The organism is Herbaspirillum rubrisubalbicans, assembly GCF_003719195.1.
Taxonomy (GTDB): Bacteria; Pseudomonadota; Gammaproteobacteria; order Burkholderiales; family Burkholderiaceae_D; genus Herbaspirillum; species Herbaspirillum rubrisubalbicans.
On sequence record NZ_CP024996.1, the window covers coordinates 4,896,872 to 4,913,800 of the forward strand.

At 58.5% G+C, this 16,929-nt stretch carries 15 protein-coding genes and 1 tRNA gene; 12 read left to right on the forward strand and 4 right to left on the reverse strand.

All coding sequences use genetic code 11. The annotated features are described in order from the left end of the window. Positions 1-158 precede the first annotated feature (158 nt). The 3 genes from aroKB (at position 159) to RC54_RS21840 (ending at position 4,278) form a co-directional block, all read left to right on the forward strand. On the forward strand, positions 159-1,949 hold the full coding sequence (gene aroKB / locus RC54_RS21830; RefSeq protein WP_061790566.1) for a bifunctional shikimate kinase/3-dehydroquinate synthase AroKB: 1,791 nt from the start codon (positions 159-161) through the stop codon (positions 1,947-1,949). Between the two features lie 2 nt (positions 1,950-1,951). After that, positions 1,952-3,103 carry a deoxyguanosinetriphosphate triphosphohydrolase gene (locus tag RC54_RS21835; RefSeq protein WP_061790567.1) on the forward strand — a complete coding sequence of 384 codons (1,152 nt, stop codon included), beginning with the start codon at positions 1,952-1,954 and terminating at the stop codon, positions 3,101-3,103. 422 nt (positions 3,104-3,525) lie between these two features. Then, positions 3,526-4,278 carry a DUF5610 domain-containing protein gene (locus tag RC54_RS21840; RefSeq protein WP_058896912.1) on the forward strand — a complete coding sequence of 251 codons (753 nt, stop codon included), beginning with the start codon at positions 3,526-3,528 and terminating at the stop codon, positions 4,276-4,278. Between the two features lie 140 nt (positions 4,279-4,418). Here RC54_RS21840 and RC54_RS21845 read toward each other — a convergent pair whose 3' ends face one another. After that, entirely contained in the window at positions 4,419-6,770 is a 2,352-nt protein-coding gene (locus RC54_RS21845) for a Tex family protein (protein ID WP_061790568.1), read from the reverse strand. A 225-nt stretch (positions 6,771-6,995) separates the two neighbouring features. Here RC54_RS21845 and pth point away from each other — a divergent pair, with 225 nt between their 5' ends. Next, on the forward strand, positions 6,996-7,574 hold the full coding sequence (gene pth / locus RC54_RS21850; protein WP_017453680.1) for an aminoacyl-tRNA hydrolase: 579 nt from the start codon (positions 6,996-6,998) through the stop codon (positions 7,572-7,574). 63 nt (positions 7,575-7,637) lie between these two features. On the opposite strand, the gene RC54_RS21855 is transcribed toward pth, so the two are convergent. Both RC54_RS21855 and RC54_RS21860 read right to left on the reverse strand, forming a co-directional pair. After that, a complete protein-coding gene (locus tag RC54_RS21855; RefSeq protein WP_058896914.1) occupies positions 7,638-8,405 on the reverse strand; it encodes a DsbC family protein in 768 nt (255 codons plus the stop codon). A gap of 182 nt (positions 8,406-8,587) precedes the next feature. Further along, on the reverse strand, positions 8,588-9,820 hold the full coding sequence (locus tag RC54_RS21860; protein WP_061790569.1) for a UbiH/UbiF family hydroxylase: 1,233 nt from the start codon (positions 9,818-9,820) through the stop codon (positions 8,588-8,590). Positions 9,821-9,905: 85 nt separating this feature from the next. Here RC54_RS21860 and RC54_RS21865 point away from each other — a divergent pair. The 7 genes from RC54_RS21865 (at position 9,906) to RC54_RS21885 (ending at position 15,125) form a co-directional block, all read left to right on the forward strand. Then, positions 9,906-9,981 (forward strand) — tRNA-Phe (locus RC54_RS21865). A gap of 482 nt (positions 9,982-10,463) precedes the next feature. Continuing rightward, a complete protein-coding gene (locus RC54_RS21870; RefSeq protein ID WP_061790570.1) occupies positions 10,464-10,787 on the forward strand; it encodes a hypothetical protein in 324 nt (107 codons plus the stop codon). Between the two features lie 2 nt (positions 10,788-10,789). Further along, complete coding sequence (locus tag RC54_RS25480) at positions 10,790-10,993, forward strand: hypothetical protein (RefSeq protein ID WP_156481346.1); 204 nt, start codon at positions 10,790-10,792, stop codon at positions 10,991-10,993. Positions 10,994-11,002: 9 nt separating this feature from the next. Then, positions 11,003-12,451, forward strand: a complete 1,449-nt coding sequence (locus tag RC54_RS25485) for a hypothetical protein (protein WP_156481347.1) — start codon at positions 11,003-11,005, stop codon at positions 12,449-12,451. 12 nt (positions 12,452-12,463) lie between these two features. Then, positions 12,464-12,751, forward strand: a complete 288-nt coding sequence (locus RC54_RS21875; protein ID WP_017453338.1) for a DUF2523 family protein — start codon at positions 12,464-12,466, stop codon at positions 12,749-12,751. 2 nt (positions 12,752-12,753) lie between these two features. Beyond that, positions 12,754-13,821 carry a zonular occludens toxin domain-containing protein gene (locus RC54_RS21880; RefSeq protein WP_061790571.1) on the forward strand — a complete coding sequence of 356 codons (1,068 nt, stop codon included), beginning with the start codon at positions 12,754-12,756 and terminating at the stop codon, positions 13,819-13,821. After that, on the forward strand, positions 13,818-15,125 hold the full coding sequence (locus RC54_RS21885) for a type II secretion system protein GspD (protein ID WP_244216398.1): 1,308 nt from the start codon (positions 13,818-13,820) through the stop codon (positions 15,123-15,125). The genes RC54_RS21880 and RC54_RS21885 overlap by 4 nt, the downstream gene beginning before the upstream one ends. 1 nt (position 15,126) lies before the next feature. Here RC54_RS21885 and RC54_RS21890 read toward each other — a convergent pair whose 3' ends face one another. Continuing rightward, on the reverse strand, positions 15,127-15,426 hold the full coding sequence (locus RC54_RS21890) for a hypothetical protein (protein ID WP_061790572.1): 300 nt from the start codon (positions 15,424-15,426) through the stop codon (positions 15,127-15,129). Positions 15,427-16,036: 610 nt separating this feature from the next. On the opposite strand from RC54_RS21890, the gene RC54_RS25490 reads away from it, so the two are divergent. Continuing rightward, a complete protein-coding gene (locus RC54_RS25490; RefSeq protein ID WP_061790573.1) occupies positions 16,037-16,900 on the forward strand; it encodes a rolling circle replication-associated protein in 864 nt (287 codons plus the stop codon). The last annotated feature ends 29 nt before the right edge of the window (positions 16,901-16,929 follow it).

The window sequence follows — 16,929 nt, forward strand, 5'->3', positions numbered from 1 at the left end:
GCAAAGGACGGTAAAATCGCTGTTCCAGGCCCGTGGCGCCGGGCGCCAGCCCGCCAGCGGCGGCCCTGGTAGCCGTCCACCGGGCGGCAGGCGACCGTGCCAACAGACGTGCGGCGCCATGACATTGGCCAGTAGCGCAGAGCGCAGAATTCTTAGATATGACTGGAAGCATCTTCCTTGTCGGCCTGATGGGAGCCGGCAAGACCACCATAGGCCGGGCCCTGGCCAAAAAGCTGAACAAGCGCTTCATCGATTCGGATCACGAAATCGAGGCGCGGACCGGTGCCACCATCCCGGTGATCTTCGAGATCGAGGGCGAGGAGAACTTCCGCCGCCGCGAAGCCGAGGTGATCCGCGAACTGGCGGCCCTGCCCGACATCGTGCTGGCCACCGGCGGCGGCGCGGTCCTGCGCGCCGAGAACCGCGAAAACCTCAAGAAGGGCGGCACCGTCGTCTACCTGCGCGCCAGCATCAACCAGATCCTGCAGCGCACCGGACGCGACAAGAACCGCCCGCTGCTGCAGATCGCCGACCCGCGTCGCAAGCTGGAAGAACTCTCGCGCCAGCGCGACCCGCTGTACCGCGAGGTAGCCGATTTCGTGGTCGAAACCAACCGTCCCAATGTGCAATTCCTGGTGCAGACCATCATCAGCCATCTGGAACTGTCACCCAAGCAAGAGGACTGGCTGGTCAGCCCGGAACCTGACGAAACCGTCGTATTGGAAACCAGCAGCGCCGTGCTCACCCAGGCCGCCGACGGTTCCAGCACGGTGTCACACCATCACTCCACCCAGATCTTCCATGGCGCTGCCAGCGCCCAATCCGAGCCTCATCGCATGAACCAGAACCACGCCTCCAGCGCCGCTCCCCTCGCCCTGCAAGTCGAACTGGGCGAACGCAGCTACCCCATCCATATCGGCCATGGCCTGCTGGACGATGCCAAGCTGCTGCCGCAGTACGTCAAGGGCAAGCGCGTCGCCATCGTCACCAACGACAAGGTCGGCCCGCTCTACCTGGACAAGGTCGGCAATGCCCTGCGCGCGGCCGGCAAGCAGGTCACCGAGATCGTGCTGCCCGATGGCGAGGAAGAAAAGAACTGGGCCAGCCTGATGAAGATCTTCGATCGCCTGCTGGCCGACAAGTGTGATCGCAAGACTACCCTCATCGCCCTCGGTGGCGGCGTGATCGGCGACCTGACCGGCTTTGCGGCAGCTTCCTACATGCGTGGCGTGCCCTTCGTGCAAGTGCCTACCACGCTGCTGTCGCAAGTGGATTCGTCGGTCGGCGGCAAGACCGGCATCAACCACCCGCTGGGCAAGAACATGATCGGTGCCTTCTACCAGCCGCAGGCCGTCATCGCCGATACCGCCACGCTGCACACCCTGCCGCCGCGCGAACTGGCGGCTGGCATTGCCGAAGTCATCAAGCACGGCGCCATCATCGATGCGCCCTTCTTCGACTGGATTGAAACCAATATGGCGCGCCTGGTCTCCAAGGATGACGCCGCCCTGGCCTATGCCATCCAGCGTTCCTGCGAGATCAAGGCCGAGGTGGTGCGCCAGGATGAACGCGAAGGCGGCCTGCGCGCCATCCTCAACTTCGGCCACACATTTGGCCATGCGATTGAGAATGGCCTCGGCTACGGCCAGTGGCTGCATGGCGAAGCGGTCGGTTGCGGCATGGTGATGGCGGCCGACCTGTCGCAGCGCCTGGGCTATATCGACCACGCCACGCGCGAGCGCATCCGCGCCGTGACCGCTGCCGCCGGCCTGCCGACGGTGGCCCCGAACCTGGGCACTGAGCGCTGGCTGGACCTGATGGAAGTGGACAAGAAGAATGAAGGCGGCGCGATCAAGTTCATCCTGATCAAGCCGCTGGGCAGTCCCCTGATCACCAACGCGCCGCAGGACTTGCTCTTGCAAACCCTGGCGGCCTGCACCGGAGAATAAACATGCACACTGAAGCGCCCGACCACCTCGCCCCCTATGCCGCCCACTCGGCAAGTTCGCGGGGCCGGCGCTACAGTGAGACCCCGCCCGGATCGCGCAGCGAGTTCCAGCGCGACCGTGACCGCATCGTCCATTCCACCGCTTTTCGTCGCCTCGAATACAAGACGCAAGTCTTCGTCAATCATGAAGGCGACCTGTTCCGTACCCGCCTGACCCACAGCATCGAAGTCGCACAGATCGCCCGCTCCTGCGCACGCAACCTGCAACTGAACGAAGACCTGGTGGAAGCCATCTCGCTGGCCCACGACCTCGGCCACACGCCTTTCGGCCACGCCGGCCAGGATGAGCTGAACCACTGCATGAAGCATCACGGCGGTTTCGAACACAACCTGCAAAGCCTGCGCGTAGTCGATGAGCTGGAGCAGCACTATGGCGCCTTCGATGGTCTGAACCTCACCTTCGAGACACGCGAAGGCATACTCAAGCACTGCTCGCTGCACAACGCCCGTCAGTTGGGCGAGATCGGCGTGCGCTTCCTGGAAAGGAAGCAACCTTCACTGGAAGCGCAGCTGGCCAACCTGGCCGATGAAATCGCCTACAACAACCATGACATCGACGATGGCCTACGTTCGGGCTTACTGACGATGGAATTGATGAGCGAAGTCGATTTCTTCGGACGCCATCTGCGCGAGGTGACGCAAGCCTATCCCGGCATCACCGGGCGCCGCGTGATCCATGAGACGGTACGCCGCATGATCAATGCCCTGATCGTCGATCTGATCCAGACCTCGCGCGCCCACATTGCCGAGATCGCCCCGCGCGACATCGAAGAAGTGCGCAATGCGCCGCCATTGATCGCCTTTTCCAATGCGATGGCCAGCGAAGCGGCGGAGCTCAAGAAATTCCTGCGCGAAAAGCTCTACCGTCACTACCAGGTCAATCGCATGACCGCCAAGGCGCGCCGCATCATCGCCGAGATGTTCCAAGCCTTCATGGGACAACCCAACCTCTTGCCACCGGACTACCAGGTCAAGGGCATCGCCGACGATACCCAGCGCCTGGACAAGCAGGCGCGCAAGGTAGCCGACTACATCGCCGGCATGACCGACCGCTATGCCATCCGTGAACACCGCCGTCTGTTCGTGATGGAATGAATGCGCAGCACTGACCGCAGCGTTTCGATACGCTGCGTTTTTTCTCAGCTCATCCTTGGGTGTGCAGTCATCACCTGTTCATTGCATACCCGCAATGGAAATTCGGCGAGTATTATCCCGCCCACATTTAGTTACATTTTTCCTGAAAATTATTTCCAGTCCCGCATCCGCTCGACAGTACGCAACGGATCGCCGCAAAGCCTTGCCAGACAAGGATCTCCAGCACATTTCGCAAGAGCAATTCAGGTTCGACAATCCGCTGGCCACTGAAACTGACAGGTGTAAATTTCTGTCAACATCAAGTCCGCACTGATCGGGCCGTTATGCACGAATGGAGCGGCACCGCATCCCGCGCGGCCTTGCTTCCATGGATCCGTCTTCCCCCTCGATGCCCGGATCCCCTTTCTCTTGAGGAGACCGTCATGGCCATTGGCAACACCAGCGGTGTGGACACCAAGTCCCTGCTGCCCAGCACCACCACTTCCACCAGCAATTCCAACGCCACCGGCGACACCGACAAGCTGCCCGCCAACACCGCCGATGCCGCAGGCGGCGACAAGATCGCCGACGCCCGCAAGGCCAATCTGCTCACCGTGAGCGGCGCCAAGACACAGTTCAACCTATCCATCGTGCAATCCTCGCTGGAAGTGTCGCTGCAGACCCAGAACGACCCGCTGTCGCTGGTCTACAAGACCGCCATAGAAAACATCAACGACATCCTGCGCCCGCAACTGGGCGACAACGCCGTACAGGCGGCTTCTTCTCAGGACAACTCGCCCGAAGCGACGGCTGGTCGCATCGTTTCCTTCATCACCAACATGTTCGAGCTGTACAAGAAGAACAACCCGGACAAGGAAGACGCCAGCAACGTCGATGACTACATGAACCTCATCTTCAAGGGCGTCGACCAAGGCTTCAAGGAGGCACGTGGCATCCTGGAAAGCCTGCAGGTCCTGCAAGGCGATATCGCCAGCAACATCGACAAGACCTATGACCTGGTACAGAAGTCGCTCAACGACTTCATCAACAAGGTCAAAGGTGGCAAGCCGGAAGGTGGCGATGGCGAGGGCAGCACTGATAACGGTGATGGCCAGGGCGGCACGCTGGTGGCCAGCGAGACAACGGTGAGCATTTCGGTGTCGGTGAGTCAGACGCGGATCAGTACCACTGCGTGATCACATAAGCCACGCAAGACATTTCTCGAAAACTAATGAAAAAGAGGCTGACTCCCTAAGTAATCAGCCTCTTTTTACTAACTTCCATTACATCGTGTCGAGCGCCACAAACCAGTCATTCTCGACACATCAGGAACACATCAGCCCTTCAACTTGGCAAACGCCGCCGCCATCGCATTGTTGGCCGGCGCCTGCTCGCGGCCGCGCTGGTTCTGGTGCTGCGACAGGCGACGCGAATCGGTGCGGTCGCCGCGCTGTTCGTTGCGCGCACCCGGAGCCGGCGCAGTGTCGTTCAGACGCATGGTCAGGGCGATGCGCTTGCGCTTCTCGTCCACTTCCAGCACCTTGACCTTGACCACCTGGCCCGCCTTGACCACGGTATGCGGATCCTTCACGTAGCTGTTGGACAGCGCCGAGATGTGGACCAGGCCATCCTGATGCACGCCGATATCGACGAAGGCACCGAAGGCCGCCACGTTGGTGACCACGCCTTCCAGGATCATGTCCACGCGCAAATCCTTGATCTCTTCCACGCCGTCCTTGAAGGTGGCGGTGGTGAATTCAGGACGCGGGTCGCGACCCGGCTTGTCGAGTTCCTTCAGGATGTCGGTCACGGTGGGCACGCCGAATTTCTCATCGGCATACTTGGCCGGCGACAGGCCCTTCAACAACGAGGTCTGACCCAGCACGCTCTTCACATCCTTCTTGATGTCGGCCAGGATCTTTTCCACCAGCGGATAGGATTCCGGGTGGACCGCCGAAGCATCCAGCGGGTTCTCGCCATTCATCACGCGCAGGAAGCCGGCGGCCTGTTCGAAGGTCTTGTCACCCAGGCGCGGCACCTCGCGCAGCGCTGCACGAGAATTGAACATACCCTTCATATCCCGGTAGGACACGATACTCTGCGCTACGCTGGCATTGAGCCCCGAGACGCGTGCCAGCAGCGGAGCTGAAGCAGTGTTCACATCGACTCCAACCGCGTTGACGCAGTCCTCGACCACGGCATCCAGCGAGCGCGCCAATTGGGACTGGCTCACATCGTGCTGGTACTGGCCCACGCCAATCGACTTGGGATCGATCTTGACCAGTTCGGCCAGCGGATCCTGCAGGCGGCGCGCAATCGAGACGGCGCCACGCAGCGACACATCCAGATCCGGCAATTCCTTGGAGGCGAATTCGGATGCCGAATACACCGATGCACCCGCTTCGGAAACCACGATCTTGGTGAGCTTCAGTTCCGGGCGCAGCTTGATGAGATCCTGCGCCAGCTTGTCGGTTTCACGCGAGGCGGTGCCGTTGCCAATCGAGATCAGCGAGACATTGTGCTTCTCAGCCAGTTGCGACAGGGTGTGCAGCGAACCGTTCCAGTCATTGCGCGGCTGGTGCGGATAGATGGTGTCGGTGGCCACGACCTTGCCGGTGGCGTCCACGATAGCGACCTTCACACCGGTACGCAGGCCCGGGTCCAGACCCATGGTGGCGCGCGGGCCGGCCGGCGCGGCCAGCAGCAGGTCCTTCAGGTTGCGGGCGAAGACGTTGATGGCCTCGGCCTCGGCTTTCTCGCGCAGGTTGGTCATCAGCTCGGTTTCCAGGTGCATGAAGACTTTCACGCGCCAGGCCCAGCGTACCGTGTCGGAGAGCCACTTGTCGGCCGGACGGCCCTTGTTGGAGACGCCAAAACGTGAAGCAATGCGACCTTCGCAGGGATTGTGTGGAGCATCCCACTTCGGTTTTTCTTCTTCGGTATCCAGGCGCAGCACCACGTTCAACATTTCTTCGCGACGGCCACGGAACAGCGCCAGCGCACGGTGCGAGGGAATGGTGGAATAGGTTTCGGAGTAATCGAAGTAGTCGGCGAATTTTTCACCGGCATCCTGCTTGCCCTCGACCACCTTGGATTCGACCACGCCATGCTCGGTGATGTATTCGCGCAGGCTTTGCAGCAGTTCGGCATCTTCCGAGAAACGCTCCATCAGGATCTGGCGTGCGCCATCCAGAGCGGCCTTGGTATCGGGCACGCCGGGATTGTCGCCATTGTCGGTGGTGAAGGCAGGCTTGATGAACTTGGCCGCTTCCTCTTCCGGGTTCAGGCTCGGGTCATTCAGGAGCGCATCGGCCAGTTCGGTCAGACCGGCTTCGGCGGCGATCTGGGCCTTGGTACGGCGCTTGGGCTTGTAGGGCAAGTAGAGGTCTTCCAGGCGGGTCTTGTCTTCCGCGTGGGTGATGGCGTCCAGCAGCACGGGCGTCATCTTGCCCTGCTCTTCGATGGAGGCGATGATCGCGGCGCGGCGGCTTTCCAGCTCGCGCAGGTAACGCAGGCGTTCTTCCAGCAGACGCAGTTGGACATCGTCCAGGCCGCCGGTGACTTCCTTGCGGTAGCGGGCGATGAAGGGAACGGTGGCACCTTCGTCCAGCAAGGCGATGGCGGCAGCGACCTGAACCGGCTTGGCGGCGAGTTCAAGGGCGAGTCGTTGTTCGATAGAAGGCAGCATGGTGAAACCCAGTCAACAGTTAAGCAATTATGCAGTGAGGAAAAACAAGCGTTGGATGATACGCAATTCAGGCAGCCACGCCAATCTTGACATTGGCCGATTGCACGCAAAGCGCGGCGCTACGGGCCTGTCGGGCCGGCCCCTCGATCTGGCGGGATTGGACGGCAAGCCACAAAGCCGGGATAATCGGCGCTTTCGCATCGCGCGTCCTCGTCTTTTTGCACCATGTCCATCCGTCTCATCGTCGGTCTCGGCAACCCCGGTCCCGAATACGAACAAACCCGCCACAACGCCGGCTTCTGGCTGGTCGACAACCTCGCCGGTCCGGTACGCCTGACACGCGAGCAGCGCTTCAATGCCTTGGCCGGCAAGACCAGCATCGCCGGCAATGAAGTGTGGCTCTTGGAACCACAGACCTACATGAACCGCTCTGGCCAGTCGGTGGGGGCACTGGCGCGTTTCTTCAAGATCAATCCCGATGAAGTGCTGGTGGTACACGACGAACTGGACCTGCCGCCGGGCGCGGCCAAGATCAAGAAAGGCGGTTCCTCGGGCGGACACAATGGCTTGAAGGACATCACCGCCGCCCTCGGCACCCAGGACTACTGGCGCCTGCGCCTGGGCATCGGCCACCCGCGCACGCTGGGCTTGCAGCAGCCGGTGGCCGACTTCGTGCTGCATCGGCCGCGCAAGGAAGAACAGAACCTGATCAACGAAGCGCTGGACAAGAGCCTCAACGTCATTCCCCTGCTGGTGCAGGGCAAGTTCGAACAGGCCATGATGGAATTGCATACCGGGAAGTAAGCCCCCGCAGAGCACAGATGAACCAAGGGCGCCCGCCATGCGAGCGCCCTTTTCTTTATCCGCTTACTTCAGCGAGGACAGCTTCTGCTCCAGTCCCTTGGCATCGACCGCACCGGGGATGCGCGAGCCGTCGGCAAAGAAAATGGTCGGCGTACCGGTGACCTTGAGCTTCTTGCCCAGGGCCAGCACGTCTTCGTGCGGCGCATTGCAGGAAGCCGGGGCGGTCGGCGCTTCCTTGCCGCTCACCATCCATTCGTTCCAGGCCTTGCTCGGATTGGGGGCGCACCAGATGTTGCGCGACTTCACGATGGAGTCCGGCGAGAGGATGTTGTACTGGAAGGTGTAGTAGGTGATGTTGTCCACGTCCTGCAAGGTCTTGTGCAGGCGCTTGCAGTAAATGCAGTTGGGATCTTCGAAGATGGCGATGACGCGCTTGCCATTGCCCTTGACGGTCTTGATCGCCTTGTCCAGCGGCAGCGCCGAGAACGGCACCTGGTTCAGCGAATCGATCTTTTCCTTGGTGTAGTCGCGATAGGTCTGCGAATCGACCACGCGGCCGATGAAGAGATACTGGGCCTTGGCGTCGGTATAGATGACGTCGCCATCGATCTGGATTTCATAGAGGCCGGCATAGGGCGTCTTGGTCACCGAATCGACCTTGGCATCCTTGCCCAGGCGCGGCTCGATGAGCTTCTTGATGGTGGCCTCGGTACTGTCAGCCGCCTCGGCTTGCGCGTGAGCGCTCACGCCGACGACGGCCGACACCAGCAGCACGGCTGCCATGCTCAGATGGCGCAAAGAGCTCGCACCTGCGGTCAAAAAAATTTTCATACTCATCCTGATTCAAATCAAACGCGCCCCCAATCTTGGTCACATCGGCTGCAAAGCCGCGCCAAGACTGGCTTGCGCAAGTCGTTCCACAATGTAGGAGGGAAGGTTTTTTCATGGCGAAGACGGCAGCATGAAGCCTTCTTCTTCGCCAAAGGCCCTACCTTACCTGAAATCGCCATCGCTTACTGCCCCAACGCATGGGCAATCAGGCGACGCTTCAGGATGGGCAGGCGATTGACCAGGCTCATACCGAGATTGCGCACCAGACGCACCGGCTCGGCCTCGGTGGAGAAGATCCGATGCAGGCCATCGGTGGCGATCTGCATCAGCAACACTTCTTCCTTGCGGGCGCGGGCGTAACGGCGCAGCACGCGCTCATCACCGCAATCGTACTGCGGCTCGCGCTTGAGCAGGATATCGATCAGCGCAGCCACGTCGCCGAAGCCCAGGTTCATCCCATGGCCAGCCATGGGGTGCACCACGTGGGCGGCATCGCCGATCAGCGCCACGCGGGGCGCGATCATCGCGTGGGGCTTGATCAATCGCAGCGGGAAGGCCTTGGCCACCTCCGGCTGCAACGGCGTCAAGGCACCCAGGACCGGCGCGGCCCACTGCGCCAGGCGCTCGGCCAGGGCCGACAGTGGCAGTTGGAGCAGTTGATCGGCCAGCGCCTGGGGCGCGGACCAGACCAGCGAGACGCGATTGCCCGGCAGCGGCAGCAGCGCGATCACGCCCTCGGACGGGCTGAACCACTGATAGGCCACGCCGCGATGCGGCAGTTCGCAGGAGAAATTGGTGACGATGGCGTTCTGGCCGTAAGAGCGGTAATCCAGCCCGATATCGCATTGCCCGCGCACCCAGGAGTTGGCACCATCGGCCCCGATCACCAGGGAGGCGCTCAGCGACTGGCCGGACTCCAGCGTCAGGGTGGCAGTTTCACCTGCCACCGTCAACGCGGTGGCACGGCCCTGGACCACGCGCACATTGGGCGCGAAGCGCAGGGCGGCATCCAGCGCCTGATCCAGGTTGCGGCCCTCGACGATCCAGGCCAGCGCATCGGTGCGGGCGGCGTAGGCATCGAAACTGAGCAAGCCGGGCCTGGCCTTTTCCGGCACCCCGTCACCGTGCACGGTCATGTTATCCACCGGGGCGATGCGCGCGGTATCCATGGCATCCCAGACCCGCACCGAGGACAGCAGGCGGTGCGCGGTATGGTTCAGCGCATAGACCCGCACGTCCCAGCTGGCCGGATCGGGCGCGCTGTCCTTGGGCGGCGGCGCCAGCACCATCACCTTGAAGCCCGCCTGGGCCAGCCCCAGCGCGGCCGTCTTGCCGACCGCACCGTCGCCGACGATGCAGATATCAGTACCAGCCGCGGCCGGCGAGGAAGAATGGGGGTGTGCATTGGTATTCATGCTGGCGATTATAAACGGGGTGGCGGAAACTATTTTTCAAAAAGGACTTGCATAATTTTTTAAAGCGTCTATACTTGTCCGTCTTGGCCTGGTAGCTCAGTTGGTAGAGCAGAGGATTGAAAATCCTTGTGTCGGTGGTTCGATTCCGCCCCGGGCCACCAAGATTTTTCGGAAGAGGCAGCAGCGCTGATCGGCGTCGCTGCCTTTTTTGCTTTCTCGGCCTCCGCCATGAGGACGAGCATATCTCCACGGTCGATTCCGGCCTCATCTGCAATTCGCAACGCGGTCTCCGCATCTGGCGTACGTCCCTTCTTCACATACTGATGCAGCGTGGTGTAGCTCATATCCCAGTCTTTTGCGACGCGATAAAGCGTTCGGTCTTTGATTGCTTTGTTAATTGCGTCTTGCAATGTCATGGCACCCTCTCCTATCAAAATCACAAAATCAATTAAATAAATTCAACGGCTAAGCCGCGTTATCACGCGTCGATAAAACTCGTTTGAGTTATACTTACCCTGCGTTATGACTCGATTGAGTTGCAAACTCAAAAGTTTTATAACTCATTTGGAACGCATTATGGCACATGCGTTCTCCCGCGGTTCATTCGCCCTGCGTGGGTCCAAAACTGTTCAAAGGAAAAACCATGTCTGCAATCGATAACAAGCACCTGATTGAAATCGTCTCCGTCCAAGAGTCCTCCGGCGTCAGCCGCAAGACCGGCAATCCCTGGAAGATGTACCGGGCTCAATGCGTCGTCACTGGCGGCGATAACGGCGCGAAGGTTGGCGAACTGCTGTTGCCTGACTCGCTGAAGGACACAATCCCCGGCAAGTACCTTGCAGAATTCCAACTCGATGTGAGCTTTGAACGCCTCGTTGTTCCTCGCATCACTGCGCTTCATCCGCACGGTGGTGGCGCTGCCCGTCCGCAAGCCAAGCCTGCGGCTTCTGCCGCTGTACCAGCCTGACCATGAAACAGGCGGCGGATAAATTCACGGCAGATCTGTTTAGTAGTCGCCGCCGTGGCCGCCCGCCGAAGCTCGCCCCAAAAACAAATGCACAACGTCAGCGCGAGTTTCGCCAGCGGCGCAAGTTTGATTTTCTAATTTCCGTCACGCGTAACGATAAATCCGATGCCTATGGTTTGCGCGTGGGCGGTGGTCGTCGGCCTTGAGGTTTCAAAATGAAGCGCGCTCATTTCCTCTTGCTCGTAGCGCTGTGGACCGTCTGGCTGGATGCGCATAGCGCTAACGTACCGGTCTCGAAAGTGCAGAATGCATTGGCCGGTGTGATTCAAGCTAAAGCCGTTTCCAACGGCATTTCCGCTTCTGATCCCCGCTTGGCAAATACGTTGGTGCGTTCTTCCTATCCGCTGACGGATGCTGTGGTGAAGGCGACGCAAGCCCAAGCTGCTGCCGGTGGAGCTGCTGCCGCTTCTAGCACGCTGGTAGCGTGGGGAACGGTCGGCGCTATTGTTGTTGGGACCATTGCAGTAGCTGCCGCTGTCGGTTGGGCTATCGGCTATCTTGGAGCGAAGTGGTACTACAGCAAGAACGGCAGTGTGCAAGTTGGGGATAATCCTAGCTCAATCAATACGCCTGCGGGGCTCGCACCTCCGGATACCATTTATATCTTTTCTAATGCGGTTGCCACTTCCCCGGCCACCGCTTGTTTAGGCGCTTCGTATACTGACTTCACGATTTCCGGTGGACATGGTACGCAACGCGCTGTCTTGAACTCAGACGGTTTCTGCCACCTGATACGCACCGTTGTTTCTGATACGGGCGGCTCCTATACGGAAGACAATGGCTCGCTGGGCGCACCTCAAAAATCGTCCAACAATAAAACACTCTGTCCCGGTATCAAGCTAACGGCTTCAAACGGCGTCTGTCCCGCTTCCAATTTCAAAGAGTTAGCTGCTGCCCCTTCGATGAGCGCTGCTGACGCGGCCAAGTCACTGTCCTCCTCTGATCTGGCAGCGCCTTTGCCAACGCAACCCATTGCCGATATCGCTAATGCAGCGTGGCGAAGTGCTGCGAGTTCGTCCGGCTATGATGGCTTGCCTTATGACGCCTCCAATCCGATCACAACGGGGGATGTCTCCAACTGGCAATCTTCGCACCCTGATTACTGGCCGACAGTAGGGGACTTTGCAACGCCACAGCAGGCCACTCCAGTAGATCCCGGCACCGGCAATGTGACCAATCCGATTCCGAGCACCGGCCCGGTTTCTAGTTCGCCTGCTAGTTCGTCGCCCTTTGGATTACCGACTTCCAGCAGTCCGCAATCCTCGGTTGATCCGTCCAGTTCGGCACCGAATACAGGCAGCAATCCCAGTACGCAGCCGCTGGAAAACCTCGGACCTGATCCCGGCATTGGCGCCCCCTCCTTGGAGCCCATTCCAACGGCCACGCAAATTATTGCGCCAACGCGCAATATTTTTCCGACGCTGAAATCCTTCGTTGTTCCTAGTGTGGATGTGCAATGCCCGACTTGGACTGTTCCAGTCTTCGGCAAGGACATCGCGTTCAAGGATCATTGCCCGCTCCTGGAGCAATCGAGGTCTTCTCTCTATGCTGCAATGGCTGTGGTCTATGCGCTCCTCGCGCTGTTCATTGTCCTTCGCTCATAAGGGGAACAAGACATGTTTGGCATCGTTCTATCCGCACTCAATGCCGTCCTTGCATTCGTCCTGCGGTCGATTATTGTTAAGTTCGTCGTCTTCTTCGCACTGTTCTTTGTGACGACTGAATTTATGGCCGTCATCGTGCAATTCCTTCCGACTGGCGATCAGTTGACGAATGCCTTCGGCGGCATTCCTAATGCGGTCTGGTATTTCCTGAACCTATTCAATATCAAGGCCGGGATACCGCTTCTGCTCTCGGCCTACGTGACGCGCTTCACGATTCGCCGCATCCCGCTGATTGGCTAATCATGGGCATCAATGTCTATACCGGCCTGATGGGCTCCGGAAAAAGTTATGAGGTGGTGGCAGAGGTCATTGTCCCTGCCATCGCTAAAGGGCGGCGCGTCGTCACCAATGTGGACGGGATCGATGGAGAGAAGATCCGCACCTACATCGAAAAGAATTACAAGCCAGTTCCTGAGCAATTAGGCGAGGTGGTCCATGTCACAAATGGCGATGTCGCGCTCGCCAACTTCTTCCCCTATTACGACGAAAAGAAAGGTGCGCACACCGATACCATCGTTCAGCCTGGGGATTTGGTGTGCATCGATGAGGCGTGGCGCTTCTGGCCTGCAACTGGTGCGAATCTCTTGCAAGAGCATAAGAGCTTCTTCCTTGAGCACCGGCATTTCACCCATGAGCAAACGGGCGTGGCCTGCGATTTGGTGCTGATGATTCAGGACATGTCCACGCTGAACCGCTTTGTAAAAAACGTGGTGGCGTTTCACATCCGTACACACAAGAAGATATCGCTAGGGATGCCTACGCATTACAGCGTGTCGATTTTTGAGGGAAATAAGCAGAGCAAGGCAGCACGGATCAGCGTTGAACTGCGCAAGTACCGCAAAGATATTTTTCCGCTGTATTCCTCCTTCAAGGGGGGCGCTGACGGGAAAATCGTCAATGTCGATAAGCGTCAAAACATGTTGGCGCGCAAAAAGATCTGGATGACAGCCGGGGTTCTGCTGGTGGCCTTGGTAACTGGCCTGTACAGCATCAATCGTTTCTTTCATCCGAAGCCATCTGCGGAATCGACTCAGGCAGGGAAGCAAGACACAACCGCTAACAACGGAAAGCAATCTACTGCGCAGCCCGCAAAGCCTGCATTTTCCGATGCGTGGCGCATTGTTGGAACCGCTCGGTTCGGTACGACAAGCTATGTTGTCATTGCAGATGAGGCTGGCCGTCTGCGCTATGAGTCTCCCTCGATGTTTGTGCAGATGGGGCCGCAGACCATTGGGGAAATTGATGGTGCCAAAGTGACGCGCTATTCCGGCGCAGTCGTTCATCCAGTTCATATCGAGGGAAAGAAATGAAGCGCACGATTGTCGCGTTACTAATGGCATACAGCGCGTTCGCGGTCGCTGCCCCGAATGGGCCTCTGCTGCCGATCATGCCTTTGTCTATGCCGCTTCCTGCTGGCGCGCCTCCACAGTCTGATAGCGCAATGGAGTTCTCTCGGGTCCGTGTGGCGGAAGCGGTCGAAGCGATGTATACGCAGATTCTTAAAACGCCCTACCTGATACAGCCTGAAGTCGTAGCCGATGAGCGGCTCGTCTCATTCCGATTCGGCACGGGCGTTTCTGCTCGATCAGAAGTTTCGCGATTCATGAATCTGCTTGGACTGTCGGTGCGCACGGTGAACGGGGTTGATATCGTCGACAGACAGAAAGAGATGGAGCCGGATAAAGAGCCGTTCGTATATCGACCGAAGTATCGCGATGTGACATATCTGGTGGAGCTACTACGCGGCCTCTTCCCGAAAGGTGAATTTACTTCCACCCGATCTATTCATGGCGCGCCACAAGCCATCACGGCAGACGCCGCTACCGGCCAATCGAAACTGCCTGCTCCTGCAGGATCTGCCGCCTCGCTGCTCGATACCGATCCGGACGCGCTGGTATTCAATGGGACGGAAACAGATATCAAGAAGCTCTCCGCGCTGCTTGCGCAACTGGATACGCGGCAGGGGGAAGTGATGGTACGCGGTCAGGTGTTTGAGGTCGCATCCAATGGCGCGGAAGGCTCAGCCTTTTCTCTCGCGCTGCATTTGCTCGGCGGCACTGTCTCTGCTGGCGTCTCTACACCTTCCACGCTTGATGGTTTCGTGCGGATCAAGAATGCATCCATTGATGCCGTATTTGCAGCGCTCTCCAGTGACAGCCGCTTCAAGACGATTTCCGCGCCATCGCTACGTGTGCGCTCTGGTGCGGCTGGTCGCTTCGCGGTCGGGCAAGATGTGCCTGTGCTGGGCGCAATCAGCTATCCGGGGAATGGAAGCGCTCCGGTGCAGTCGGTTGAGTATCGGAGTTCGGGCGTCATTTTCGATTTGAAACCGATCGTGCGAGAGTCAGTAGTAGATCTGACAGTTGGCCAGCAGCTGTCAAATTTCATCGTCACGCAAACCGGCGTCAACAATTCGCCCACCTTAACCAAGCGTGAAGTGAGCACTTCATTGTCGGTCGCAGATGGCGATATCGTCATCATCGGTGGTCTTGCAGAGAACCGGGAAAGCTCCGGCCGCATTGGCTTCTCGTTCCTGCCTGATTGGATGCGCTCCAACACCGGCCAGAACAGCAAGACGGAAATTCTCTTGGTACTACAGGTATCGCGCTTGTAACTCAGGTGCGGATCAAACGCCCGTTCTTGTACTGGAAAATCGTATGCAGGATATATCCATCGTAGTCCATGATCCGCGCCACCAGTTGGCGCATGGTCTTGCAGAAGAATTGACGGCCATCCGGGCGCGTCCAGATGAATGCCGCGCCCTTGCGCATCAGATTGCGGACATAAAGCGTCAGACGCAGTTGCTTCCACGGCGGGACAAAGTTGGACGGGGCCAGCGTCTTACGCGTGCGCTTGAAATGGGCGAAGTAAGGTTGATACGGGAAATGCAGCAGGGGCAGTTCTGGTTGTTCCATGATCGCGCCTTCCAGGTGGTGTTAAAGCTGACCGGGTTCCTAGATTCGGAGCCCTCCGTAAGACCGGCGGTTTCGGTCGTTTCGACTCCACCGCCTGCCGCCGTTTTCCTGAGTTCTTCGCCCGATGATCGAATAGACGGCGCATGAGGCTTTTGCCGCAAGGGGGAAGGTTTGTAAAAGCGCGGTTGCTGGCGCTTTTATGAATGCCCCCTTGCGGCAAAAGACGCGCCGGCTATCGTTCATCGAAAAGGCGGAGAACTCTGGAAAACGGTGGTGGGTTGATCGGAGAAACGGCCTCAACTGCCCATGAGTGCGCAGCACTCACAAGCCAGGCTTTATGCGGTTGATCAAGGGCGCTGCGGCGCTCGATGAGGCAGGGAATTCCCGTTATGCGTAACGGAAAAGAGGCGTAGCAAGATCGCGCCGCCCGCAGCTTGCGAGGACGGCGCGAGCGAAGCGAGCGCCTAGACTTGTACCTAGAACACTTAAGGAAAACAGAGAAAGAACAGCCTTTTCGGCGAGTTGGAAAAGTGGTTTTTGATGGACGTAGAAATACCCGGATCAGCGCGCCAACGCTGCCGGGCTCACACAACGCTACCAAGGAAAAATTGTGCTTACAGCGAGTATAGATAAGGTTGCGGCTAACGCCAATCTGAAGGCTTCATTGGGTTCATATTTTGCTGGAACAGATGTGCAGCGTTGGAAAACGCTGACAGTGACCGAATTTCCGAACGGGATCGAGGTATTTCTCGATGAGAACCACGAGACTTATAGCGATGGGCAAATTTTTGATTATTCAACCGAATGCGAAGAGCCGACTAAGCGAGGCGAAGGCGATCACGAGAGGGCTCGGATTGTGGCCGCACGGCGGGCAAAGACGAAGGTGCGCAGACTGGCGAAGATGCTGCAGGCAGATTGTTTGCTGACATTGACCTATCGAGAATGCGTGACCGATTACGCACGCGTTGAGGCTGATTTTAAAGCCTTCCGGGAACGTCTACGAGCTGTTGGTGATTTCCACTATGTGGCAACACTTGAAATGCAAAAACGTGGGGCGCTGCACGTGCATATCGCTTGCCAGCAGTTTCCGGCGTGGCTCCAGAATGAACATGGCGTCCGTGTTCGCAGTTGGAACCTGATCCGCTCTATGTGGCGGCGTGTGGTTGGAAAGGACAATGGCAATGTCGATTTCACTAGACCGCGCGGCCGTAACTCGGCGCATCGCATTGCCAGCTACATCAGCAAATATGTATCCAAAAATCTAGAAGAGTCGCGCTTCAACAAGAAAAGCTATTGGGCTTCGCGTGGGATTCCAATTCCTAAGCAATACAAAATTTATTTCAAAGCCGATACTGAGAGCTTTGACATCGTGGTTCTCGTTGCGCAAGAGTTTGCGATGCGCTGCTTTGACGACATCACTCAGTATCACGACCGCCTCAACTCGTTCTACTGGTTTGCAGCCGGAAAAATCTAAGGTTCCTTTTTTGAGAAATTTTGAGAAAT